Below are 25,292 nucleotides of genomic sequence, written 5' to 3'. Positions count from 1 at the left end.
TAAAAGTATTTGCCTTATATCCACAAATGATAGGAGATTCTGTTTATGTTATCCACAATTGAAGCAGTCAACAGTGTTGTTAACAATTTCATCTGGGGTGTTCCCGCCATGATCTGTATCATCGGCGTCGGTCTGTATTTAAGTATCCGGACGCGTTTCCTGCAGATCCGCAAGTTTCCCTACGCCATGAAGGTGACACTGGGACGTATGATGAAGAAAAAGGAAGCCTCCGATGGAGCCCTGACACCTTTTCAAGCGGTATGTACTGCTCTCGCCGCTACGGTAGGCACGGGTAACGTAGCCGGTGTGGCAGGTGCTATCGCTATCGGCGGCCCCGGTGCGGTATTCTGGATGTGGGTATCTGCACTGCTCGGCATGTGCACCAAGTTTGCCGAAGTAACACTTGCTGTACACTTCCGCGAGACCAATGCACAGGGCGACCTGGTAGGCGGTCCCATGTATTATATTAAGAACGGACTGGATAAAAAATGGCACTTCCTGGCGTATTTGTTCGCCGCTTTCGGTGTGCTGGCCGTATTCGGTACCGGTAATGCTACACAGGTCAACACTATCACTACTGCCATTGATTCTGCTCTGAGCAGCTTTAATGCACTGCCTGCAGATGCTGTGAAGCTTGTCAACCTGATCATCGGCGTGGCACTGGCGATCATCATTGCCCTGATCCTGATCGGCGGTATCAAGCGGATCGGCAATGTTACCTCCAAGCTGGTTCCTTTCATGGCGATCATGTATATCGTGCTGGCACTGGGTGTGATCATTTTCCATATTAAGTCTGTGCCTGCTGTATTTGCTTCTATTATCGAAGGTGCTTTCCATCCTGCCTCTGTCACCGGCGGTGTGGTCGGAAGCTTCTTCATGAGCATGAAAAAGGGCGTATCCCGCGGTATCTTTTCCAATGAAGCCGGTCTTGGTACCGGATCCATCGCCCATGCCTGTGCCGATACGAAGAAGCCGGTAAAGCAGGGTTTCTTCGGCATCTTTGAGGTATTTGTGGACACGATCATCATCTGCACCATGACAGCTCTGGTCATCCTGTGCAGTGGCGTGCCTGTGAATTACGGCGAAGCTGCCGGTGCGGAACTGACCATCAGCGGATTCACCACTGTCTACGGCAGCTGGATATCGATCTTTACCGCTGTGGCGATGTGCTGCTTCGCTTTCTCCACCATCATTGGCTGGGGACTGTACGGTACCAGATGTATCGAATTCCTCTTTGGTTCCCGTTCCAACATGCCTTTCATGGTACTGTATTCCCTTACAGCTATCGTGGGCGCGACAATGAACCTCGGACTGATGTGGAGCATCGCCGAGACCTTCAACGGACTCATGGTCATCCCCAACCTGATCGCTGTGTTCCTACTGTCCGGCGTCGTAGTGAAAATGACAAAGGAATATTTCGCAAAAGAGAACGGATAATATCTGAATGGGATTTGCGTTATGATCATTGAATAAATGATGTAGTTCTTTCGTTCGATAATGACAGTGAATTGAAAGTTAGTGAAATACATTGGCAAAATCCACGAACTCCCGGAGCATGCGATACACATGTCTCGATGTAAGGTCTCCAGATGTGAATTTTCTACGAAAAGTGATGAGTGGTTCTCGTCATGACGGGGCCGCCTACAGTCGACATCCATGTCGACAATCGGCTGACGCGGACATCGTGTCCGCTTTCCCCCTGTCTTTCAGCACTTTTCTAGAAAATATCAACATCCTCCGACAAACATCTTCGACATGGCACCGCATACTCCGGGAGTTCTGCGTTTTGGAAAGCTTTCAAAAACCAGTAGCCCCGGCTGGGTATAAGAATAAGCAGTGCCGTAAGCAGACGTCGGTACCATAGCGTCCCAAGGGACGCATTGCGGTCGTATTGTGACCGCTTATGTACCGCTACGCTCTGCGACAGGAGCGCATCGTACTAAAGTACGAGCGTGCCGCGTTTCTTATACCCTGCCAAGGGCTACGGGGATTTGATAGCATTTCTTTACTAACTCTCAATTTACATCAATTCAATAGAAGTAACTTTATATCCCAGCTTTTCCACAGCCTCGCACAGTTCCTCTTCGGGAACATCTGCGCCGAGTTTTACGACCGCCTCGCCTTTCTTAAAGCTTGCCTTAGCATTGACCTGGGCCATGCCATTGAGGGCATTCTCAATGCGATTCTGGCAGTTCACACAGGACATTCCTTCAATATGAAGCTTTTTGGTCGCTACGATAGTGTCTAAGTGCTTCGGCTTGATCTTCACATCTCCGCCTCCGCCACAGCATCCGCCTTCTCCCTTGAAGTGCTTTCTGGATCCCAGTAATGCTGCCACGATCACTATGATCAATATTCCACATATCATATATGTTCCCATTTTTTCACTCTCCTTATTGTTTTCTTTCAAAAAATAACTATTCAGAACCCCATTCGCAAAATTACCTCCACGAGGCTTCCTTTTTGCTGCAATATCTGTCAAAATTTCATGCAGATTAGTATTATCCTGCCACCCATATAAACAAAACCGATGTAGGAAACAGCTCTGTCCATCCAGACCTCCTGCCCCACACCGGTTTTTTACTTATTTCTAATTTCTAGCATACCTGTTCCGCACACTCACACGGCCTGATCGTCACGTTACTCACCCTCTGGTCTACGAGGTATCCGCAGGACTTGAGTCCCGCCCGGATCACGGAATTCCATTTTTTTGCTGAAAGATGATGTATCGAACCGTCATCCAGCTCAATGGTACAGGCATTTTCCATCATACAATTTTCAGAGTAAGCTACCTTATACATGTTCTTGCGGCTGATGGCACCGATCTCCTCCAGGAGATTGACCATGCGGTATACGGTTGCAACTCCCAGCTTGTCATCCTCTTCCAATGCCCGGTAGAAGATTTCCTTACAGCTGGAGCATTCATTCTGGAGGATAATATCAATCAGCCGAAGTCGCTGCTTCGTAATACGGCAGCCTTTTTCTTTCAGCTTGGTCAATATGATCTCTCTCTGCATTTTCGTGGTCTGATAGCTTACCTGTTCCTTAGTGTCCACAATGACCTCCACAGTGGCTGCAATCGCCACCGCACTGAATGGATTTTCCATTCTTTTTGTCTTTTATCATTTTGCGGACAATCAATGCGACTACACCGGCCAGTATCGCCAATACAACTACGGTTCCCATAGACTGCCTCCTTACTCTTATTTTGAAATCCTGCGGATCCTCTTATCGAAGATCCGCAAGTAATGTTACGTTTCTATCTGTTTACTTCCCTCACAGGTATCTGGCTTTGCCTGCAAGCAGTCACGCCGGACACCTGTGGGAAAGTTCTATCATTTATTTTACTTAAGCAACCTTCTCGGTGTCAACCTTCAGAGTGGTGCTCTCCTTGTAAGGACGGAAGAGCAGATAAATGAAGCCGATGATCAGAAGGAATGCTACTACAGTGCCGATACCGAAAGCACCGGTGGTGATCAGCGTACCGATCTGATATACACACAGGGATACCACATATGCCAGACCGCACTGATATCCGATAGCGATCCAGAACCATCTGGTATTGTTCATCTCACGCTTGATCGCACCCATAGCTGCGAAGCAAGGTGCGCACAGCAGGTTGAATGCCAGGAATGCATAGCCGCTTGCTACAGTGAAGGTAGCTGCCATGTTAGCATATACGGAACCCTCGCCTGCGCTGTAGAGGATACCCATAGTACCTACGATGTTCTCCTTTGCTACCAGACCGGTGATGGATGCAACGGTTGCCTGCCAGTTACCGAAGCCCTGAGGGATGAAGATCCATGCCAGACACTGACCGATCTTGCCCAGGATACTCATATCGATCTCATCCTCAGCCAGCATACGGAAGCCTTCCTCGGTGAATCCGAAGTAAGTAGTAAACCATACAACGATGGTGGAAAGCAGGATGATGGTACCTGCCTTCTTGATGAAGGACCAGCCACGCTCCCACATGCTGCGCAGTACCGTACCAACGGTAGGCCAGTGGTAAGCGGGAAGCTCCATAACGAAAGGAGCGGGATCGCCCTCGAAGATCTTGGTCTTCTTCAGGATAATACCGGAGCAGATGATTGCTGCGATTCCCAGGAAGTATGCGGAAGGAGCAACCCATGCTGCGCCGCCGAAGATAGCACCTGCTACCATGGCGATGAAAGGAAGCTTAGCACCACAAGGAATAAATGTGGTAGTCATAATCGTCATCTTACGGTCTCTGTCGTTCTCGATGGTACGGGAAGCCATGATACCGGGAACACCACATCCGGAACCGATCAGCATAGGAATGAAGGATTTACCGGACAGACCGAACTTACGGAAGATACGGTCCATGATAAAGGCGATACGTGCCATATAACCACAGGACTCCAGGAATGCCAGGAAGATGAACAGTACCAGCATCTGAGGTACGAAACCAAGCACTGCACCGACACCGGCTACAATACCGTCAAGAATCAGTCCTTTCAGCCAGTCAGCACATCCGATCGCATCCAGACCGCTCTCTAACAGTGCAGGTACGCCGGGTACCCAGATACCGTAGTCTGCGGGATCGGGAGCTTCTGCGCCGTCTGCTGCGTATACATCAACTGCCTCTGTCAGCTCAGCACCGGTGTAAGTAACATCCTCTGTTGCCAGAGTCTCTTCATCTTCCAGGGTGTAATCTGCGGTAGCGGATGCATCGATGCCTGCTGCGAACTCCTGAACAGCTGCTACTGCTGCTGCGGGATCATAGTCTTCAGACTCGCTGTCGATGACTGCTGCCAGAGCTTCATCACCGTCAGCTTCTACGAATGCGTTGATCACATTCATTGCATCATCATACGGCTCGGCTGCTTCTTCATAAGCACCGGTTCCGATGGTGAACAGATGCCAGCCATCACCGAATACGCCATCGTTTGCCCAGTCGGTAGCCCAGGTACCAACGGTAGTTACAGATACATAATATACGATGAACATAACCACTGCGAAGATCGGCAGTGCCAGCCATCTGTTGGTCACGATTTTATCGATCTTATCGGAAGTCGTTAACTTCTGGCCTTCCTTCTTGGTGTAACACTCTTTGATAATAGAGGAGATGTATGTGTATCTCTCGTTGGTGATGATACTCTCTGTGTCATCATCCATAGCAGCTTCCAACTGCTTGATCTCTGCGGATACATCGGGAACACTCTTCATCTGTGCGGGGATCTTGTCATCCTTCTCTAACAGCTTGATAGCGAAGAATCTCTTCTGTTCCTCGGGAACATCGGTCAGTTTCTTCTCTACGGTCTCGATCACGCTCTCAACCTCAGGCGCGAATTTATGTACCGCAGCTGCTGCACTCTTCTTCTGTGCCAGTTCGATCGCCTTCCTGGTAGCATTCTCGATACCGGTCAGTTTCAAAGCGGAGATCTCAACAACGGGGCAGCCCAGCTTCTCAGAAAGCTTGCCTACGTTGATCTTGTCGCCGTTCTTGTTCACGATATCGATCATGTTGACAGCCATGACAACGGGAATACCCAGTTCCATCAGCTGTGTGCTCAGATATAAGTTACGCTCGATGTTGGTACCGTCTACCAGGTTCAGGATTGCATCGGGTCTCTCACCGATCAGGTAGTTACGTGCTACCACTTCCTCCAGAGTATACGGAGACAGGGAATAAATACCGGGTAAGTCCATGATGATCACGTCATCACCGTTACCACCGTACTGCTTCTTTAATTTACCTTCCTTTTTCTCAACGGTTACGCCGGGCCAGTTACCTACGAACTGGTTGGAACCGGTCAGAGCATTGAAAAGTGTCGTTTTACCGCAGTTAGGGTTACCTGCAAGTGCAATCTTAATTGCCATTTTTCTACCTCTTTCCTCTAAAATCATTTAATAACTATTCAGACCCCATTCGCAAAACGCTCTTTCAGAGCTTCCTTTTTGCTCATGTGATTAGCTTTCACTAATTAGTTTCAGCTAACCTTCCTGCTAAAAAAAAGATCATTTACTCAACGCAAATCATCTCAGCGTCTGCCTTACGAAGAGACAGCTCATAGCCTCTGACAGTTACTTCCACGGGATCTCCCAAAGGAGCAACCTTTCTCACATAGATCTCAACACCTTTGGTAATGCCCATGTCCATGATACGTCTCTTGACAGGACCTTCACCATTCAGTTTAGTCACCTTTACGGTCTGTCCGCAGGGAACTTCCTTCAATGTCTTCATTTTCTCCTCCTATTAGCATCTTTTGGTACAGCTGCCCGCTACACCATGATTTTATTGGCCATATCCTTGCCGATGGCTACTCTTGATTCCTTGATATTCACAATCAGGTTGCCTTCGGTCTGGGACACAACTGTCACTTTACCACCTACTACAAATCCGAGGGTCTCTAAAAACTTCCTCGTCTCCTCTTTGCCGCCGATCCTCTGGATCGTGTTCTCTTCACCGGCACCTACCATACTCAGGGGCATCATACACACTTCCTTCCCTTCAATAGTATTGAACTGCTTGTGGTTTCTCATTAGCTCTTAATGAGATTCATTCTCAATTCACGTGGTTAGTATATACTAACCTTTTTTTACTGTCAATATATTTTTTCGATTTTTTTCATAGAAATCTCGTAGGAATTTCTTATTGATATTTTTTCTCATTAAGTTGAAATCTTGCATTTCCTACCCTTTTCTGCTATTCTTATTGTAATGCCTGCGGATGGTTAAGTTTCCACATGTAGAGCAGGTATTTCGGTTCAAAATGCTATGTATGGGAAGGGTATGGTCATTACATGAAAATACAGGAATCTGCTGAGAATTATCTGGAAACGATCTTAGTGCTGAAGAAAAAGAACGGTGTGGTCCGTTCCATTGATATTGCCAACGATCTGGGTGTGTCCAAGCCCAGCGTCAGCGTAGCTATGAAGAATCTCCGCAATGGGGAATATATTGAAATGGACAAGGAAGGCTACATCACCCTGCTGGATAAGGGGCGGGAAATTGCAGAGAAAATCTATGAACGTCACACATTTCTTACGGACTGGCTGACTTCCATCGGTGTGGATCCCACCGTTGCTGCTGAGGATGCCTGCCGGATCGAGCATGTGATCAGTGCAGAGACTTTCACTGCTATGAAAAAGACATTGAAGACGAAATAGAACTCACAGTGAATCATTGCATGTTATTTGAAAGCAAGAACTCCCGGTGCGATATTGCTCCGGGAGTTTTGTTATTATCATAAGCTCATTACCTGCGCTCATTAAATCTTAATTGTCACCCATTTTCCCTGTCGGAACCGAATCGACGCAAACAGGAATCTGGATACCTGATCCGCCAGAATACCCATCCAGATACCGGTCATTCCCAGTCCCAGAGTAAACCCGAAAATATAGGATGCCGCCGTACGGATCAAAGTAACGCTGATCGTAGAAGCTACTGCCGTGTATGCGGTATCTCCCGCGCCGCGCAGGCATCCCATGTAGATGACCTGAGACACCTGGAACAGGACAATGATACAAATGCAATGAATAATATTCACGCCGTACGTAATAATATTTTCTTCTCTAAAGAACATCCGGTAAATGGTCTCCCCTCCGAAGAAATAGATAACCGCCAGTGCAACAGAGATTCCCATACCGATACGTCTACAGATAGCTCCATAGCTTTTCGCTTTCTCCGGGTCACGTTCGCCCAGACTCCGGCCGATCAACGCCACCGCCGCTACCTGCATACCGTCACCGAATGAAAACGTCAGACCGAGGATATTCATGCCTACCTGATGTGCCGCCATGGCTTCCGTACCCATTTTCGCAGCCATCATAGCGGTAGACATAAAACCGATACGCATCAATACCTGCTCAATAAACACGGAATAGCCGACTTTGATAATCTCCAACAGCGGTTCTAATCGCAGTCTGATGTGATGCTCGATCATGTACGGAATACTGATAAATCCGTCTTTCGGACAGATTGAGACGATGCTCATCACGCATGCCACTACCGTACCGAATACCGTGGCAATGGCGGCTCCGGTGATCCCCAGTGCCGGGAATCCGAAATGGCCGTTGATCAGCAGGTAATTGCCGCAGATATTCACCAGATTGGAGATCAGATTCGTCCTAAGGGCGATCATCGTATTGCCCGCGCCGCGCTGTGCCGCATTGATTCCCATGGACAATACGTTGAAGATCATGCCACCCATGATGATCCGGTAGTATCTCGCCGCCATGGCATGCGTGTCCTCACTCGATCCGCAGAATTCAATAATCTGATCCGCGAATCCCACCGTCAGTGCACTGATGATCACCGCTGCCACAATGCAAAAGCAGATCGTCATCACCAGAATCTCGTTGGCCGCCTGCTGCCTCTTCTCTCCAAATCGTCTCGCCACCAGGGCGGAGATTGCTACATTCGCTGCGATGAACAGTGCCAGCCCCAGGAACTTCGGCTGTGTAGTCAGCCCTACTGCTGCCACCGCATTGGCCCCGAGCGTACTCACCATAAAAGTATCCACCATACCCGCCAGTGCGATAAAAAAGGATTCACAGACCGCCGGCCACGCCAGCCGGATTGCTTCTTTTGTCAGGGAACCCTGTGTTTGTTCTGTGCTCATAGCTATGTTACCTATTACCTTTTCTTGGATATTTCCTGTTTCTGATAGTCATAATGCTTTATTATACTCTTAATCATACACCAAAACCTCCGTTTGCCGATAGTCCCAAATTTTTGTCCTCATTTTATAGCTAGACACATAATTTTTATCTCATTTTCATACAATACTAATCAGAAATACACGGATATTGACACATGCAAAATCGTATTTTCAAAGGAGGCTCCCATGCAATTCTCCGACAAATTTCACAATATTCACTGGAAAAACCTCATCACTGCCGTTGCCATCCCTCTGGCGGCAGGTGGACTCTCCGCCTGGATCACCATGGACGGCATGAAAGCCTTTGAAACAGTGAATCAGCCTCCCCTGACACCGCCTATGTGGCTCTTCCCGGTGGTGTGGAGTATCCTGTTCGTCCTCATGGGAATCGCCTCTTATCTCGTTGTCATGCAAAAAGGTGAGGACACGAAAGCCCTCACCCTGTATGCTGTACAGCTTATCTTTAATTTTTTCTGGTCCATCTGGTTCTTCAACCTGGGATGGTATCTTTTCGCCTTTTTGTGGCTGGTCGCTCTGTGGATCCTGATCATCGCCACTACCGTTGCCTTTTACCGCATCTCGAAGCCTGCCGCATGGCTGATGCTGCCTTATCTGGTATGGGTGGCGTTCGCGGGGTATCTGAATCTGGGGGTGTGGTGGCTGAACCGGTGAAAGAGTTTTCAAAAAAACGAAACACTGTTTCACTTATTTAATTTGATTGCAAAAGGCTATCTTATAAACGCGCGCGTGCGTTTATCGTGCGTTTATTTAATCATTTCATAATGCGCTGATCTGCCATTGCCGATTGTAATCTATTTCTGCACCAGGCTGGTGCAGCTTTCTCCAAATAAACTTAACAGCATGGATTCTTAATTATTTCGCAACAGCCTTGACGTTTACATATCTATACATCCCCCTGAAATGCCGGACACATTCTTTCGATTTCCCCACGGCTGATTCCATATTTTCCGGCAAGTGACCGCCAATTATCTGCTACCGTTTTTCTAATGGCTGTGACATTTTTCTTCGCCTGTTCTGTTGATATCTCATAGTATGGCGCTGCCTCTATTGCCAAATCAAAATCTATCGCAGAATTATCTTCGTCCACATTCAGTGATAAAAATTCTCCATAAATATCCGGATTCACATCATACATCGGAGAAAGTACCCACCCTTTCTCCTCCAGAATAAATCCATGATTTCTAAAATGATCGTCTGTATTGGACACTGCCATGCTAAACACAATACGCTTCCACAATTCCTGTATATCTTTTTTAGGTGTTGCTCCGTTTGCTTTCAGAAAAGAAACTATTTCAAGATAACTACTTCCGTCCGCTGCGTTTGCACCATCCTTTTTACCAAGCATAGTCATTGCTGAAGAAAAGTGAATTCTTCGGCTTTCTATTCTGTCAAATCGCTTTACAAGAAATGTCGTTCCCAATCTGGAAAATTTTTCAGCTTTTGCCTCCGGAACATTAAGTCCACACATAACAGCCAGTTCATGTACTACCATTTCCCATGCCCCGGAATTAAAATCATCATGTTTAGACGGAAATTTGGCAATCCAAAGTGAGCCATCCGTCGCCAGCACAGAGGCTTTGGGTCTCGCCCCTCCCAAAGAAGATCCGGGAGCAAGTAATTGCTTTAACCATTTCTCATTCAGCCCCTTTTCATCATTTTCAAACGCAATCGATGCCTGTTCGAGTTCTCTTAATGACGTCCACGGTGGTGTTGCAAATTCCCTGTCATTGGACAAGAATTCACCTTCCAACTCCGTTTTAAAACGCAATCCGCCCATTCTTGCTTCATCATACACTCCCAGAAGATAATCACTGTCTAAAAGCTTTCTAGGTTTTTCACCTGCATTTTTGGCACGCAATTCCTCTCTGCGTTTCATCAGACGCTGTCCCCATCTATCAGGGCAGGAATCGGCAAATACTCCGAATATCTTCTTATCATCGTGAATATATTGCCTTCCCTTATACATCTGTAAATCGGGATCTAATATCATATTTCCCTTTTCCAGCCATTTCTGATCATACTCAAAAGAGTAAAATTCCTTTCCTCTCGTCTGCGAAACATAGATTGTACCTATAATTTCTTCGTGATAAGGCTGAAAATCAGCAAAAACAAAAATCTTTTTTTCTTTATCCACTCCCTATCCCCTCCTGGGTGCGCGCTTTCTTACAGGCAAATCAAGATCCTGTAATTTCCGTCCCAATTCATCATCTTTAGCAACAAGCAGTAAATCCTTATCCATATAATTCAATGCATGAAGCACAGCCGCATAGCACCCCATTGCCACAGAAGGTGAGCCTTTTTCTATGGATACTAAAGTAGCTCTGCTGATTCCTGCTCTTTCCGCAACCAATTCCGACGTCAATTTTCTGCGCAGCCTTGCATACTTTATCTGTAGTCCCATTTGCTCAAGTATTTTTTCTGTTTCAGGCAACAACACTATTGTTTTTTTCGGCATAATCCCATCTCCTTATGTAAATATTATTAAACATTTATATCTACTCTGTCAAATTTTATTTACACTATTGAAAAATATCTCTGTCACGGATCCGACAGAGATATTATATAGTATGCCTATTACTCCGTTATCCTATAACGAATAACATACTGTCAAATATTACGCACAGCAATCTGTTAGCTACTCCCCATTATTTTGTAGAAATTAATTAGATTCAACTTCCTGTGCTACATCCTCTGCCTGAATCTTCGGCTCGGTATCGGCGATTTCAATCTGATCCGCTAAATCCATGCAATCTATATAATGATCTCCTATCCGGAACGCATAGAAACTTCTGTAATCCGCGGTCATAGGGTCTGTATCCTGATGCTTTCCGGCATTATTATCCTGAAAATATTTCGGAAGGTAATCAGCCTGCATATGTATGTCCTTTGCATCCATGTTCTGTAAATAGACATAAATAATGGTATTACTGTCGTCTAACGTGATGGCATATTCATATCGGTCGGTCCAATTTGCCATTGCCACATATGCAACGCTGCAATAATTTTTTTCATCCTGATAGAGCATATTCGTCTGATCCTGATAAGAAAATTCCAAATTACGCAGACGTTCTGTTTCTGCCTCATACTGTTCCCTGGTATATTGATTTTCCAAATAGATCTGGCAGGTTGCTGCAAAGATTTCATCACGGGTCTGATAATAAAAATCTTGTGAAACGGTATCCATATCTGCGGAAGGGAACACCGCTAACGGACTGTATACTCCCGTTCCCTCTAATTTGTGGTATGCTTCTCCCTCCCGGGAAGTGATTCTTGTCCCATAAATAAAATGATAGCATACGTAAGACAAAACTGTCCCCAGCACAATCACTGCTGCCACAACTGCAAGCACTGCTGCCACAACTGCAAATACTACTTTCTGCTTTTTGGTCATTTTTTGTTCCTCCCCCAATTATCATCGCAATATCATTCTTTTTCCAACAGGTAAAAAGCACAATCCATCGTAAGAATAACAAACTGTGTATTACCGGAAATCATTATGTCCACTGCCGGAGGCTGTCGTTTTATTCCATCTCTCGTGCCTCTTATTTCCAGATTCTGAAATTCATCATAATTCAGAATCCAATCATAGAGTTCCGGATCGTCTTTTATAGCTTCCTTTACATAATAGATTAAATTACGTTCTTTTATAGGAGATACCTCATAAGAAGGTTCTAAAATCTCGCATTGATAACGTTCATATTTTTCAAGCCCTTCACTGGAAAATACATCTTCATTTATCACAATATGATTGCCTATGATATCATGTCCTTCCGGATAATTCGTATAATCGTTTTGTACGTGTGTAAAGCCAAGCAATTTTGTAACTTTCCACTCACCAAAAAGCAATTCCTTGATCTCATCCATGGATAATTCGTCCACACTGCCATCTGCTATTTCCGGATCTGGCTCTATCGTTTCTTCCGCATTCAGATCTTCCGATTCTGTCTCGAGCATATTATTAATTCCGATAATTGATAGTTTCCAAGGTCCTGTTCCTTTATAAACATTGTCAAACCAGATTTGTCCATCCCCCATCATCACCCCTTGCCAATTACAAAACATTTTTCGGCATGTTTCAGCACGAATAGCCTCTACAAATTCTTGATTCAGCTTTCCATCAATATCGAGTTTTAAAAAATCTTCACGATTATTAACCGTAGTACCATTTATTGCAATAGGATATGAAATTTTCTCGGATAGCGCATCCCAATCATGCTTTAAAACATCATTTTTAATCTCTTCAGCAAATTGCTCCTCTGCTGTTACTCCTGTAGATGTCATATAATAATCTTCTTCTGTTTCGCTGCTTTGAATGCTTTCATCACTTTCACGTACTTCATAGTCTTCTGTATCACTCATGGCAGGCATCTTTTTTTCTTCAGGTGTACTGTCTATATGCTGATTTTTCATCAAAAATGCGTAAGACATAATCATCCCCAGCACAATCACTACCGCCACAACCGCAAATACTACTTTCTGCTTTTTTGTCATCTTTTTGTTTATCCCCTATTATCTTCTATTTTCTTCTGTAAATGAAAAATATGGAATCTCCAGTTCTTCAACATTACCTTCGTTTGCATTCAACTATTCCATATAGTCCGTCTCATCGCCTTACATATTTTCAAAAAATTTCTAATCCTCTACAATCTCTTCTCCATAATCATAGATAGGCATCTGACCGGAAACATAAACATCAACATTATAGATTTCACCGGTCGCTTCCCCCGGTATGCCGAATTCATGGAAACATTCTCCTAAAGCATAACGATAAATGGTATATCTCTCTTTGCCTATATAAGTATGTTTTTCATAAGAATCTCCATATTGTTCGACCATTTGAGAATAAGTATTTCCGGAATATATGCCTCTCGAGGTATGTGCAAATGTTTCATTACTGCTGATTCTTATTCTGACACATTCTTTTTCAAGAAAATAAACTTGTATAAATTGAGCTTCCCCATCACCTACGTTATAATAATAATCATATTTTTTGTTATCCGAATCCTCAACCTTTTCATACAACAGCCCCATCTTGTCCAGCTTCCCCAATATTTCCTGCTCACCTTCATATAAGGAAACTGAAAAATCTCCTATATTGATAACGACATCCATATCTATCTGTGCATTTGTTGCATTTGGCATTTCATCAATTTTGTTCCTTATAGCCGCTGCTGTTTCTTCTATACTTTTTTCTCCGTTAAAATAATACAACGCCTCTTCCTGCGTAATCCCTATGAAAGGAAGGTCACTGCGTTGCATTACCTTCGTATTATTTATCATCTCCCTTACATCCTGTATATCCTCATCTTGTGCCGCATAAACATTTTCATAGGTACCGCCAATTTCGTATGTCAGAATAGGAAGTTTCTCTCTTTTTCCATCCGATGTCTGATAATATTCCTGCTTTCTGCTATCACTAAGCTGTTGATCCAGCACATCTTGCAATATTGAGAAATTCCAATTGGGAGCAATGGTTTTCTGTCCTTCCTCCGTAAAATAGCTTTCCACAAACTTCCATGCTTCTTCTTTGTGCGCGCTTTGACTGTTAATGGCGAAACAGTTGTCAAAAATAAATATTCTTCCCTTTCCCTCTGCTCCCGGAAATCCTGTATAGACTGCATCCTCACCCCATATGGATTTTTTATATAAATATTGTTGCATGTCACCTATGCACTCAAGATTGAATGGAATTTTTCCTTCCCGCATCAAAAGGTCATTCGTTTGAAACATCGCCTGTTGCGGTAATTGTTCTGCAATTTTTATATATTGTTCCAATCTGTTATCTTCCGTTTCCCCGGAATATCCTCCGCAGATTGCCCCTTCCTGTAAAAATAAATCCCGTGAAATCATAGGATCCTCTTCACATTCTCGAACGGCCCGCAAGGCTTCCTCGAAGGTAAAATTTTCTTTGTTACTGCACCATTTTTCTTTTGTTATCAATGTATATAACACAAAATTCGTTGGCAACATATACAAGCCACCATCCGCTGTCAAAACCTGATACGCGGAATCAACGATGTCCTCTTCCCCAATCACATCACTTTTCTCCAGATAGGGAATAAGATTCTCTATTGCGCCCTTTTCTGTAAGCACTTCCACATCCATCTCATCTGTCGAAAAAATAATGATATCAGGTCCTTTTCCTGTCAAAATATCATCATACAAACAGCTAATTCCGTCGCTTATATTTTCTTCGCAATAATCATGTATTATGATTGTTATTCCGTCATTTTTACCATTAAAATCAGCTACTGCTTCCTGTAATGTCGACGCTCCCCCGATATCTCCAAGTATAATCTCCGTTTCAGGTTCTTCCGCCACAACTGCAGCAGTCTCTTTCTCCCATGCAGATGTATTCGTCCCGGTGTCTATTTCTCCACAGCCCATTAACAGCAAAGATGATACTGTACCTACAAGCAATAATGCTATTGTTTTAAAAGTTTTCATTCGTAATCCCCTCGCACGTCATCGCAATATCATTCTTTTTCCAACAGGTAAAAAAACAAGCACTGCTGCCACAACTTCCCACTGTATAACTTAACTTGTCTTCCGTAAATTCAGGAAAGGACGCACCTCTACGTTCTCCGGTCTCTTCCCATCATATAACAATTGCACATACTGTTCCGCTTCTTCATCGGAGACATCTTCCTGATCCGTAAATACTATCATTATTAGTTCAATTTCACTTTGTTCCGGCTGCTTTCTAATTATGTTCAGGGAATGGAAATACATCTCGCTGTAACCAATTCCTCACTCACTAAATGGTGTACAATCACTAATTGCGCCGGTTGATTCTCTGATGTCTGCTCGTAAAATTCGTCCAGCAATTCTGCTCCGCTGCATTCCCTTGACTGCCAATCCAAGACATACACCGGATAATCTTTGAGTTCTTCTATATTTAACGGAAGGACGGATAATTCCTGTCTGATTACTTCCGGATCGGTTTTCCCTTTTAAATTTTCCAAACTGAAATCTTCCAATAAATCAACCGGTTCAGTCTCTTCATTTGATACAGCTGTAGTCGTTATGGTATTAGGTGTCATCTCCTCGGTAACTTCTGAAGTATTCTGTTCTGTATCATTCTGTTCCGGTCTATTCTGCCCACAGCTTACCATGCTTAACATAATTATTAATAATGCCACACACCTCATCTTTGCTTTGTACATACTTTTTCTGAATCCTCCTCCCACAAGATTTTTCAAAAGCCTTTTACCATACGTATTCCTCCAGCATCCTCTTTATAGAAATACCAATTCTTTCATCCTGTTTCTCACTCTCTGTAAGCGACAATGTCACACTCAATGGATCTTCCAGTTTCTTATTCTTAAAATCAATAAAGTATCCGAGTTCCAGAACAACGCATCCTATTTCTTCCCCGGAATGTACCTGCTTCATTTTTCTAATTCCGGATTCTGTTATTTCTTTTTTGGTAATTGCATAAGTCGGATATTCATTATCCGAAAGTAATGAGTACTCACATAGTGCAGTGATTCCTGCCTTTTTTCCCAATTGAATATCCTCTTTTAGTTCATACCTTGCAATCACAGGGTTTCTCAATATGACCCGTACATCATTCCACAGTTTCTGAATATCCGCTGGAACAGTTATCACCCTGGATTTACCCTTCATACCCAAAATATCCACATTCAGATACTCAATTTCATCAAAGCACCTGTTTGCAGACATTTTCGTAACGCCTAATCTTATTGCAGCTTTTGATGCAGTAACATTTTCCCATTTTTCATATATTGCAACCAATATAACTTTTTGTGTTAAAAATGAAATCAAATGAACCGGAGAAATTTTCCTTTCATTCTCATTGGACAGCAAATATCCGATAAAAGGCAAGTACACCTGTTTATCTTTCAGTACAAAGGGAATTCCCTCTTCCAATAATTTTTCTTTAATATAAAATGATGTAGAATCAAAAAAAATGGCGCAATTAAGACCTGCTGCCTTTTCAATTTTAATCCAGTCCTTTCTAAGCGCTGCCAAGCCAACATCTGCCTTGGGTTGAATTGCTATCCATGGTGAACCGTTTGTTTCAACCTTATAAAAAGTGTATCTTCCACGAAAGGCCAGGGGCAGCTTCTCATTCAAATATTCAGTTTCTTCTATCATCACATTTTGACGCAATGTTTTTTCCAAAAAATTCTTCATATAGTCACCATTTTTAAAAATGTAACTCTTTTTATGTTACATTTTTAAAATAGCATATTTTTATTGCACATTCAATATTTAATGATAAAACATTCCGTTTCAGAAAAAATTTTCAAAAGTATCTATCTCACGTGTGCGTGAAAACGATAAATTATTGACCAAAACATCTGGATCTGTAACAAATTGGTTCGACGCTGTCGAACTTTTTCCAAAATCTAGTAATTCAATTTTGTTCGGCGCCGTATTAATCATTATCCCATTATCTTTTCGTATCTTTGACTCTTCAAGGTAGGAATCTCTCTTAATTTCCGCAGCGTCGCTCCTTATTTTTGTGCATTGCACGGTTTTTGGTAATGATATTTTACCCAATCATTACTTTAACTTAAAGTATGCCAATTAAGCTCAAATAAATCACTCTCAAATAGCTTTTCTTTCCAATCATTATACTCTCCTTCATCTAAACGAAGAGAGTCTTCATAAAATCGCACAAAGTATATTTTTTTATCACCATCTTTATCATCTTTAAACGGAAAATTATCCTTGTATTCCGGGCATGCGTTTAAATCTAACTCTTCAACACTGGCAATACATTCGTACATATTTTCCATTTCATTATACCGATATACTTCATACGGCCAAAAGTCATCATTATATGTATATCCCGAATGTGATGCCGGAGCATATATCAATCCATTTTCATAAAATCTACATCCATAATAGTAGTCAAATAATAATTCAAGCTCTTCTTTTTTCTCGGAAAATCGGTAAATATATTGTGCACTGTCCGAATTGCACGTTCCTTCAACTCCTATCAATAGCTCATCTATACCATCATCATTTATGTCATATATCACGAATTCATTGGGATATGCCAGCTCTTTTTGTTTTTCAAAACCAGTACCATTATCAACATAACAATAATCTCCGTTTGGCAAATATCCCGTATTTTCCAGTTCTTCGACCGCGTTTAAATAAATTTGATTTATTTCAGTATGATTCCCTATCTCAATCACATAATCATAACTATAGGTGTGCACATACAACCGGTCATCCTTCTCTGCCATGAGGTCCGGCATCTTTTTCAGAGGCAGGCGGTCGATCACCTCTCCGGTATTTTTATCCAGCTGATAGAGATAATCGTCCTCTGCGGTAAAGCCATAGCCGCAGAAGATCACGTCCCCTTTCACGAGAAAATTCATGCTGTTATAAGTCTGGTCTGCACTTCGCCACAGCAGTTTCTCATTTTCCAGATCATAGGCAAACATAAAGCAGCTGTCCGGCTGCGCATAACCGTTCATTACTGAAGCCCCGTAAAAAATTCCGTTCTCAAGGCAGGCATTATTACCGTTGACGTACCATTTGTCTGTCGGATATTCCAGTACATACAGGCAGTTCTCACCATCGAAAATGCTGAGTTTTCCATCCTCCCACTGATAGGTATACTCCCACTGATAGGTATAATTTTCATCATAGAAGCAGTCCCAGTTTTCTCCGATCATGGGAAGGGAAATGTCTTCCGATGCATTGTACCATTCGTCTGCAAAAGTAATATTGTTATACGTCTCGGAAAGGATTTCCAGGGAATAGGGCTGCGCCGCAGTTCCTTCCGGGTGAAATTCCGAGATTCCAGTGAAATCTATGAGGATCTCTTTCGGTGCAATGGGTGTTTCCCGGGATTCGGACTCTGTGAGAGCTCCGGAGGTCTCTGCCTCATCTATTTTAGTGTCTATATTGGAAATATTTTCGGTTTGTTTCTCCGCTTCGTTGTTCTCCGGTGCATTGGTCTCCCGGGCGCCACATGCCATTAACAGGCAGGCGGACAGTGCAAATGTTGCTAATCTGTATTGTTTTTTCATGATAATCTCCCTTACTGCTTAAAATTCTCACGCATTTCTTACTTTAAATCCGTAACTCTTTTTATATTACGAATTTAAAATATCATATTTTTGTTGCACTTTCATTAACTGTTTCCAATAATTTCATATTAAAATAAACAATTCCGATGTAGCTTATTTCTATTTACCGTCCAGATACCTTTGCATAAAATTTGAGGCGGTAATTCAACGATGATCTATTCGATTTCCGCTGATAATTACCGCCTGAACATCATTATTCTTCTCTGTCAACTCTTTCTGTTAATCAATCGTTTTCATCTTCTTTTGAAATCTGGGGTGCTATTTGACTTTGCGAATCATTATTATGCTGCAGCTCTTGTACATTGCCACTGCTTTGTGCAAATGTTATGGCACTGCCATTTGTTTCATAGGATCGAATGATCTTTATATTCTCGTCTGTCATCTCGGTCAGTTCCACCTCCAATCTCAGTGGATTTTCCCTAATGACGGAGGTAACTACAAATGGTAATTTCCCGGCAACCATATCTGCCGAAATTTTCTCCTGCAATGTTTCTACATATGCCCTTGATGGTGTTCCATCTGAATTTCTGGAATCTTGAATTGTGTTTGCACCGGTCATATTGGGTTCTGCAAATATGATATCATCACTGTTCCGGCCGGTAGTGATCTGTCCGTTTTGCACCCAGATTTTACGAATATCCTGTGCGAAGCTTCCCACTTCCTGTAATTCGCCGTTCCGGTACCGGAACAGAAAGCTCTCGTACTGCCCCTGCTCATCTTTTCTGGTAAGGGCTAACAATATCTGTCTGCCGTCCGGGCTGAAGGCATAGATGCTGTTCCCCAGATTCTGTGCCGTCCGCATCTCGCCACTCGTCGTGTTGACCGTAAAAACATACTGATCCAGCGGAGAATGATCCGGCGTATTCAGTGCCTGCGCCATCCTGGAACGAAGCGTGATCCGGTCTGCGGTTCCGTCTCCGTCCAAATCAAGCAGCGCATAGGTCTCCTGTGCCGCACGCTCGGACACATCATAGACAACTCCTACTTTTGTCAGGATTTCCTGCCTCTGTGCGGCTGCATAGGCATCTGTCTCCTCTGCGGTCAGTTCCGCTGCTGTTTTCCCGTTCCATACCGGCCTTACAGACAGGATCGGCAGCTTCAGCTGTTCGCTGCCATCACTATTTTCGAAGATCCAGTAACCGTCCTCTGCACGAAACGAAGCCTTGTCGAAATCCTGCGCCTCCGACGGCAGCTTCCAGTCCGTGACCCCGTTTTCTCCGGTCTGTCCCGAAGTATCATATTCCCGGATCGTGTCGATCCAGATGTCCAAGTCGCCATCCTGATAGTCAGAGGATGCCAGGTAGTACAAGCGCACGCTCTCTATCTCATCCCGGTAACAATCTAAATAGTCACACTGATCCGAAGTATTGAAGAGTCTCCGATCCTGATATACGCATGACCAGTGGGATGCTGCATATCCCGGCGCAATATACCCCGGTACGACACAATCCAGTCCGGCATCACTCCCGGTTGCCACATAGATGCCGTAACTGGACACCTGATAAGTAGCATATTGATCTCTAAAAGATCCCTGAGGTACCTGCGTATAATCCCCGGGATGGGCTCCCGCCAAAGGATCCTCTTCCACATCCTGCGGTCCATATTCCGCATAGACGATTCTTGCCTGATTCTCTCCATCCAACGGACCGTAAGAATGCCGTCCTTTACTGTCGATATCTCCCAGTGACAGCATCCAGATCTGACTGCTCTCCTCGGCGAATACCATGGGAATATCAATATCGGATCCGTCAGCGAAAATATAATGTACGTTTGCCACAGAGCCTTCGCCGGGTCTTGTGGAATCTTTTTGGAAAAATAAATACTGCCTTTCCGCTTCATAGAGCAGTTCCGTCATTTCTCCGCTGCCACCCTCCAGATGCAGCAGTGCTTCCGCCGCTTTTACCGGATCCTTATAAGTCTCGTGGGCTGCGGTATCCCCATCCAGGATCTGTCTGTGCAGTTTTCTCGCCGCAACGCCGTTGTATTCCAGATATTGAATGCCGTCCTGTCCGGCAAAAGACCGGGTATCCTCCAAGGTATCCACATCAAACAACGCACTGAATTCTTCTCTGCTATGAATCCCCTGTTCCAATGCCGCCAGCCATTCGGTTTTCCTGCCTTCATCGTCTGAACCGTCCTCTGTGAATTCTCCGGTCGTCACTTCTTCTGTCGCATCGGAAACGTCAGACACATTTGCTGTATCTGCCCCGTTCCCATTTCCTCCGGGGTTGCTGCACAGGCACACCACCAGTACCACGATCACTGCTGCCGCGCCGATCATGACCCAGAACGGCGGCTTGCGATAATCCAGTACATGACGAATACGATTCTTCACATGGTCTTCGCCAAAAGAAAGCAGTGCGCAGATGGAACCGCCCCGATAACGCTTCCACTCTCCGCCGGAAGCTTCTTCCAGCAATGTATAGGAATAGATCTTCTTGCTCTCCTCGCCGAGAAGCTTCACAACTTTTTCATCGCAGGACATCTCACAGTCCATATTCATCAGATAAAATGCCAGCCACACCAACGGGTTAAACCAATGCACACAGCAGATCAGCAGCGCTGCCGGTTTGAAAAGGTAATCCCTGCGCTGCAGATGCACTCTCTCGTGGCACAACACGACTTTTCTGCTCTCCGGATCCAGCCCCGAAGAGAGATAGATCACCGGATGGATCAGCCCCATGACGAAGGACAGGTGTCCTCCGTCAATCTCGCAGATTCCCGGTTCCACCTGTCTGACACCGCTGTCAGGTCTGCGGATACGGTGACGCATACGCAGGTAGGAAAAAGTATGATACCCCATAAATCCTGCCATTCCAAGTAACCATGCGATCAACAGGACACGAAACCATGTTTTTCCCATTGTTGCACCGATCCTTTGCAAAGAATCGTCCGCATTATCCCGGTTATCCACCGGGTAACCATCATCCAAGGCATTCGTAACATTACCCGGTGCCTGAATTCCGCCGACACCGTCATCTCCAATTTCATTCATGCCTTCTACGTTTCCATCCTGTCCCGGCACAGGTGCAGAACCTTCCCCATTTCCGGCTGCTCCTAAAGTCCCGCCATTCAGATTTTCCGTGTTATCCGCCCCGGACAGCACTGCATCCACAGTATTGTCTCCAATGAGGCTGCCATTATAAACTCCCTCATTGTCAACTGATCCGGCACTGTTCCCGGCAGCCAACTGTGCAGAGGTTGTCGCCGTCCCTACGGTCAACAGACGCTCCGGGATCAGACTGATCCTGGTCCCCGGCAGCACCGGACAACATAACCGCACAAATACGATTCCCCACAGCAGATAGGAACACCATTTCGGGGCTTTTTTCAGTAAAAATCTGGCCAGTATCACCAACAAAATACAATAGCTTCCCACCAGACTGAGACGCCATATACTGTCAAACAAACGATAGATACCTTCCACCATAAAGCCCCTCCTATGTTCTCTGCTTCCCTATCCGCGGAAGCTCCGCTCTCTGTCATCCCTGTTCTGTAACGCTCCGAAGCTCACTAATTTTCCGTCCCGGCAGCTTAGGCTTGCGCAATCGCCTTCCTGCAATTCTCCGTAGATTCTGTCGGAAACTTCCAAGGTGATCTGTTCGCCCTCTTTTTCCAGATTTTCAAAAATGACAGTCTTGACGTTTTCCGCCTCGGTTACTCCGGAATTTACCGTGCCGTTTGCCAGATATACCGGCTGATTCACAGCGGTAGCCTGTCTCTTGCTGAAGACTTTTGCGCGATTCACCGTATGATATCCCCGTTGCCTGTTCCGTAAGCTCCGCACCAGGAGGTACAGAAGATATCCCAGAATTGCCGCTGCGAACAGGACTGTCAATATGTTTTCCACCGGACTGAAACTTAACTGCTGCATCATAAGCACAACCTCCCCATTTTTCATTATTTATCTCATTTCACAGTATCCTTTATGATATCCTTGTATACTTCCAACAGCCACCAGGAAAACGCCTGTGATTGTTTTGCTGCATTGTCGATCATGCCATCTGCAGTTGCTTTATCCTCAGCCGGTACTACCAGCAGGAACTCTTCCTCTTCTATTCTTACTCCACATAATACGTTTTTTAGATCTTTTGAGATAAGGAACATATTACCGGATGTATCTCCATCGGTAGTTGTGATGCAGGAATACGATGGTTCCGCTTTTACGAAAAGTGTCGTAAATCCCATTTCCTCATCACCAAAAATCTTTTCTCCATCCAGCCATACATTTCCCTGAATATAATCCTCCTGATTTTTCCAGATAAAATGTGCCTTTTTCGCATGAATCTCTACCGGAACCTGTTGATAAAATTGCGGATTTACCAAACCGACTAACATGCCACTGCCAACATAATCATATGTTTCCTCTTTCGGAGTATCATAATATCGCAATCCGTAATCTCCGAGACACAGCAGGACTACAGCAACTATAACGATCAGAAAAATTACGATTCCTTTGTTCTTTTTACTCCAATGCATGATCTGTATCTCCTTTTCACACTTTACCCTGCAAAATATAAACCGCTGAAATAGTCACTGTAATCCGTTCCATCCCGTAACCGAAACCACCCCTTCACACCATCCGTAATCTCGATGCAGATCCAGTCCTGTGTTGCATCCAGCTTCGTCATGCGTACCTTGCTTCCTTTGGGCAGCACAAAGGTCTCATCCCCGTCCGGTGTACGGTAGAGCGTTATATCCTGCCGCAGCTCCACTTCCTCCCAGGCACTTAATACATATTCCTCCTGTGGCACTTCCCGAAGTCTTCCGTTCGATGTTACCTGATAGATTTTCTGGATATAATCATTCTGCACCGCAAAATATGGTTCGGTGATAACCATCTGTCCATCCTGTATCCATGCCTTTCGCAGATCCTGTGCGAGCCGGTCTGTTTCCACCGGTTTTCCGTCTTCATAGTGATAGATTCGGGTCAGTGGATCTGCGCTTTCGCCGTCATCATACAATGCGATCAGGAGCTGTTCTCCGTCCGGGCTGAAAGCGAAGATCGAATTGCTCATATTTCCCGTGCTGTCCGGAATCTCAGCCGTCTGTCCGTCTATCTCCAACACTGCATCCTGCAGGTCATAGCAATTCATTTGACTAAGTCCCAGATTCAGATATATCGTATATTGCTCCAGAGAATACCCCGTTACCGGCTCCGCAGGATGCAGAGAAATCTTCTCCGGCACACCATCGCCATCCAGATCCAGCTGCGCCGATGTCTCAGTTTCTGTCCGCTCCGATACATCAAATACCACACCCGGATAGGCCAGAATGTCTGCTCTTTCGATGTGCTGGCTATCCGCCCCGCTAAGTGCAAACCGCATACTTATGGATGGATTACTATTGTAAATGTCATAATATCCGTCATGAACATGAAGCGTCGTGCCGCTGTTGAGCTGCAAATTCACCGGCAGAACCGTATCGGTGACAGTATGGGTACTCATGTCAAACTCCCGAAGTACCCTCGGCATCCACTCATCCGTCATAAGATGCGCCTCATCGGGATCTGTCAGATAATAGACCTTGCCGCCGCTCCATTCCGTCACATCCGGCAGATCTTTTTGCAGCTGTGTATAGGCATCCGATGTGTCATATGCGCCCCGCTCACAGGTAACGTCATACCAGCCCGTTGCCATGATGCGTTCCGCTTGAATGCAGCGAAATACACTGCCGGACGTTCCCCAAAGTTCACTCATGGTATAGATCCCGTAATTTGAAATCTGTACATGGGGATAATAAGTCGAATAACTGCCGGCATCCACAGGATACCAGTCCATCCAGCCCCAGTAGACCGCTCTGTCCGGTTGTCGGAGTTCGTACTCCCCATAGACCATTCTGGTACAGATATCACCGGTGAGCGGACCATATCCCGAGTCCTCCGCACTGCCCGGATCTCCAAAGGATAAGAGCCACAGCTGCGTCATCTCCTCCGCCATGACCATGGGAATATCTACAGCAGATCCATCCGCAAAAGTATAATGTACATTCACCACAGAGCCTTCTCCCGGCCGGTCAGAGTCCTCCCGATAATAAGGATATTGCCGCCCTGCCGGATACAGCGTCTCGGTCACGGCTCCGCTTCCATCACCCAGGTGCAACAGTGACACCGCTGCCGTTACCGGATCTGTATATTTTCTATAAGTCTCGGATGCAGGTTCCTCCGCCAGTGCTTTGAATATCGCATACGCGGCATTCGTATTGTTTTCACGAACCAGCAGATCATAAGCCACTTGATCCGCTGCAAAGGAATGCTTTTCTTCGATTTCTTCCACATCAAAAACAGCGGCAAAATCTTCTCTGCTATGAATCGTTACCTTTGCAAAATCTTCCGGTGTCTTGATGCTGTCCGGAAACTGCGCAATATTTCCACTCGTCTCCGCATTGCTGTCTACATCCATTTCTGCTCCTGCGCTGTCGTCTGTATCTGCACGATCCGCCGTGCCTGCCCCGTTCCCACTTCCACCGGGATTGCTGCACAGACACACCGCCAGTACCACGATCACTGCTGCCGCGCCAATCATGACCCAGAACGGCGGCTTGCGATAATCCAGTACATGGCGGATCCT

At 44.9% G+C, this 25,292-nt stretch carries 23 protein-coding genes; 3 read left to right on the top strand and 20 right to left on the bottom strand.

Annotated elements, in window-relative coordinates:
- The first annotated feature begins 45 nt into the window (after positions 1–45).
- Positions 46–1,437, top strand: a complete 1,392-nt coding sequence (locus OCV96_RS04800) for an alanine/glycine:cation symporter family protein (RefSeq protein ID WP_262593676.1) — start codon at positions 46–48, stop codon at positions 1,435–1,437.
- 583 nt (positions 1,438–2,020) lie between these two features.
- On the opposite strand, the gene OCV96_RS04795 is transcribed toward OCV96_RS04800, so the two are convergent.
- The 6 genes from OCV96_RS04795 to OCV96_RS04770 all read right to left on the bottom strand — a co-directional run bounded on the left by OCV96_RS04795 (position 2,021) and on the right by OCV96_RS04770 (position 6,459).
- On the bottom strand, positions 2,021–2,380 hold the full coding sequence (locus OCV96_RS04795) for a heavy-metal-associated domain-containing protein (RefSeq protein WP_262593675.1): 360 nt from the start codon (positions 2,378–2,380) through the stop codon (positions 2,021–2,023).
- Positions 2,381–2,597: 217 nt separating this feature from the next.
- Positions 2,598–3,017, bottom strand: a complete 420-nt coding sequence (locus OCV96_RS04790; protein WP_117466661.1) for a transcriptional repressor — start codon at positions 3,015–3,017, stop codon at positions 2,598–2,600.
- A 28-nt stretch (positions 3,018–3,045) separates the two neighbouring features.
- Positions 3,046–3,186 carry a FeoB-associated Cys-rich membrane protein gene (locus tag OCV96_RS04785; protein ID WP_022154449.1) on the bottom strand — a complete coding sequence of 47 codons (141 nt, stop codon included), beginning with the start codon at positions 3,184–3,186 and terminating at the stop codon, positions 3,046–3,048.
- A gap of 162 nt (positions 3,187–3,348) precedes the next feature.
- Entirely contained in the window at positions 3,349–5,844 is a 2,496-nt protein-coding gene (locus OCV96_RS04780) for a FeoB small GTPase domain-containing protein (protein ID WP_227733451.1), read from the bottom strand.
- Between the two features lie 142 nt (positions 5,845–5,986).
- Entirely contained in the window at positions 5,987–6,208 is a 222-nt protein-coding gene (locus tag OCV96_RS04775; protein WP_022154451.1) for a FeoA family protein, read from the bottom strand.
- Positions 6,209–6,246: 38 nt separating this feature from the next.
- Positions 6,247–6,459, bottom strand: coding sequence for a FeoA family protein (locus OCV96_RS04770; protein ID WP_118669447.1), 213 nt, complete (start codon positions 6,457–6,459; stop codon positions 6,247–6,249).
- Between the two features lie 308 nt (positions 6,460–6,767).
- On the opposite strand from OCV96_RS04770, the gene OCV96_RS04765 reads away from it, so the two are divergent.
- Positions 6,768–7,133, top strand: coding sequence for a metal-dependent transcriptional regulator (locus OCV96_RS04765; RefSeq protein WP_022154453.1), 366 nt, complete (start codon positions 6,768–6,770; stop codon positions 7,131–7,133).
- A gap of 101 nt (positions 7,134–7,234) precedes the next feature.
- On the opposite strand, the gene OCV96_RS04760 is transcribed toward OCV96_RS04765, so the two are convergent.
- Positions 7,235–8,587 carry an MATE family efflux transporter gene (locus tag OCV96_RS04760; RefSeq protein WP_227063342.1) on the bottom strand — a complete coding sequence of 451 codons (1,353 nt, stop codon included), beginning with the start codon at positions 8,585–8,587 and terminating at the stop codon, positions 7,235–7,237.
- 225 nt (positions 8,588–8,812) lie between these two features.
- On the opposite strand from OCV96_RS04760, the gene OCV96_RS04755 reads away from it, so the two are divergent.
- The gene (locus OCV96_RS04755) at positions 8,813–9,298 is read left to right on the top strand and encodes a TspO/MBR family protein (protein ID WP_227733450.1); all 486 of its coding nucleotides are present in this window, start codon (positions 8,813–8,815) and stop codon (positions 9,296–9,298) included.
- 232 nt (positions 9,299–9,530) lie between these two features.
- Here the strand turns inward: OCV96_RS04755 and OCV96_RS04750 are convergent, their stop codons facing one another.
- From OCV96_RS04750 to OCV96_RS04690, 13 genes are all read right to left on the bottom strand, one after another.
- Positions 9,531–10,781, bottom strand: a complete 1,251-nt coding sequence (locus OCV96_RS04750; protein WP_262593674.1) for a type II toxin-antitoxin system HipA family toxin — start codon at positions 10,779–10,781, stop codon at positions 9,531–9,533.
- Between the two features lie 3 nt (positions 10,782–10,784).
- Positions 10,785–11,102 carry a helix-turn-helix domain-containing protein gene (locus OCV96_RS04745; protein WP_022154457.1) on the bottom strand — a complete coding sequence of 106 codons (318 nt, stop codon included), beginning with the start codon at positions 11,100–11,102 and terminating at the stop codon, positions 10,785–10,787.
- A gap of 204 nt (positions 11,103–11,306) precedes the next feature.
- Positions 11,307–12,038: a hypothetical protein gene (locus tag OCV96_RS04740; RefSeq protein ID WP_262593673.1), complete on the bottom strand. Its 732-nt coding sequence runs from the start codon at positions 12,036–12,038 to the stop codon at positions 11,307–11,309.
- A 32-nt stretch (positions 12,039–12,070) separates the two neighbouring features.
- Complete coding sequence (locus OCV96_RS04735) at positions 12,071–13,138, bottom strand: hypothetical protein (RefSeq protein WP_227733448.1); 1,068 nt, start codon at positions 13,136–13,138, stop codon at positions 12,071–12,073.
- A 141-nt stretch (positions 13,139–13,279) separates the two neighbouring features.
- Positions 13,280–15,094, bottom strand: a complete 1,815-nt coding sequence (locus OCV96_RS04730; protein ID WP_262593672.1) for an ABC transporter substrate-binding protein — start codon at positions 15,092–15,094, stop codon at positions 13,280–13,282.
- 90 nt (positions 15,095–15,184) lie between these two features.
- A complete protein-coding gene (locus OCV96_RS04725; protein WP_262593671.1) occupies positions 15,185–15,316 on the bottom strand; it encodes a hypothetical protein in 132 nt (43 codons plus the stop codon).
- Positions 15,317–15,360: 44 nt separating this feature from the next.
- Positions 15,361–15,813 carry a hypothetical protein gene (locus tag OCV96_RS04720; RefSeq protein WP_262593670.1) on the bottom strand — a complete coding sequence of 151 codons (453 nt, stop codon included), beginning with the start codon at positions 15,811–15,813 and terminating at the stop codon, positions 15,361–15,363.
- A gap of 43 nt (positions 15,814–15,856) precedes the next feature.
- The gene (locus OCV96_RS04715) at positions 15,857–16,807 is read right to left on the bottom strand and encodes a hypothetical protein (RefSeq protein ID WP_262593669.1); all 951 of its coding nucleotides are present in this window, start codon (positions 16,805–16,807) and stop codon (positions 15,857–15,859) included.
- A 377-nt stretch (positions 16,808–17,184) separates the two neighbouring features.
- A complete protein-coding gene (locus OCV96_RS04710) occupies positions 17,185–18,663 on the bottom strand; it encodes a hypothetical protein (protein ID WP_262593668.1) in 1,479 nt (492 codons plus the stop codon).
- Between the two features lie 283 nt (positions 18,664–18,946).
- Positions 18,947–22,153 carry a M56 family metallopeptidase gene (locus tag OCV96_RS04705; RefSeq protein ID WP_262593667.1) on the bottom strand — a complete coding sequence of 1,069 codons (3,207 nt, stop codon included), beginning with the start codon at positions 22,151–22,153 and terminating at the stop codon, positions 18,947–18,949.
- Positions 22,154–22,180: 27 nt separating this feature from the next.
- The gene (locus OCV96_RS04700) at positions 22,181–22,600 is read right to left on the bottom strand and encodes a DUF2500 family protein (protein ID WP_262593666.1); all 420 of its coding nucleotides are present in this window, start codon (positions 22,598–22,600) and stop codon (positions 22,181–22,183) included.
- 32 nt (positions 22,601–22,632) lie between these two features.
- A complete protein-coding gene (locus OCV96_RS04695; protein ID WP_262593665.1) occupies positions 22,633–23,202 on the bottom strand; it encodes a hypothetical protein in 570 nt (189 codons plus the stop codon).
- A 23-nt stretch (positions 23,203–23,225) separates the two neighbouring features.
- The coding region (locus OCV96_RS04690; protein WP_262593664.1) for a hypothetical protein at positions 23,226–25,292 on the bottom strand (2,067 nt) is incomplete at its 5' end.

The organism is Waltera acetigignens, from assembly GCF_025567015.1.
GTDB lineage: Bacteria > Bacillota > Clostridia > Lachnospirales > Lachnospiraceae > Acetatifactor > Acetatifactor acetigignens.
This window is presented reverse-complemented; position numbering and strand designations above follow the sequence as displayed.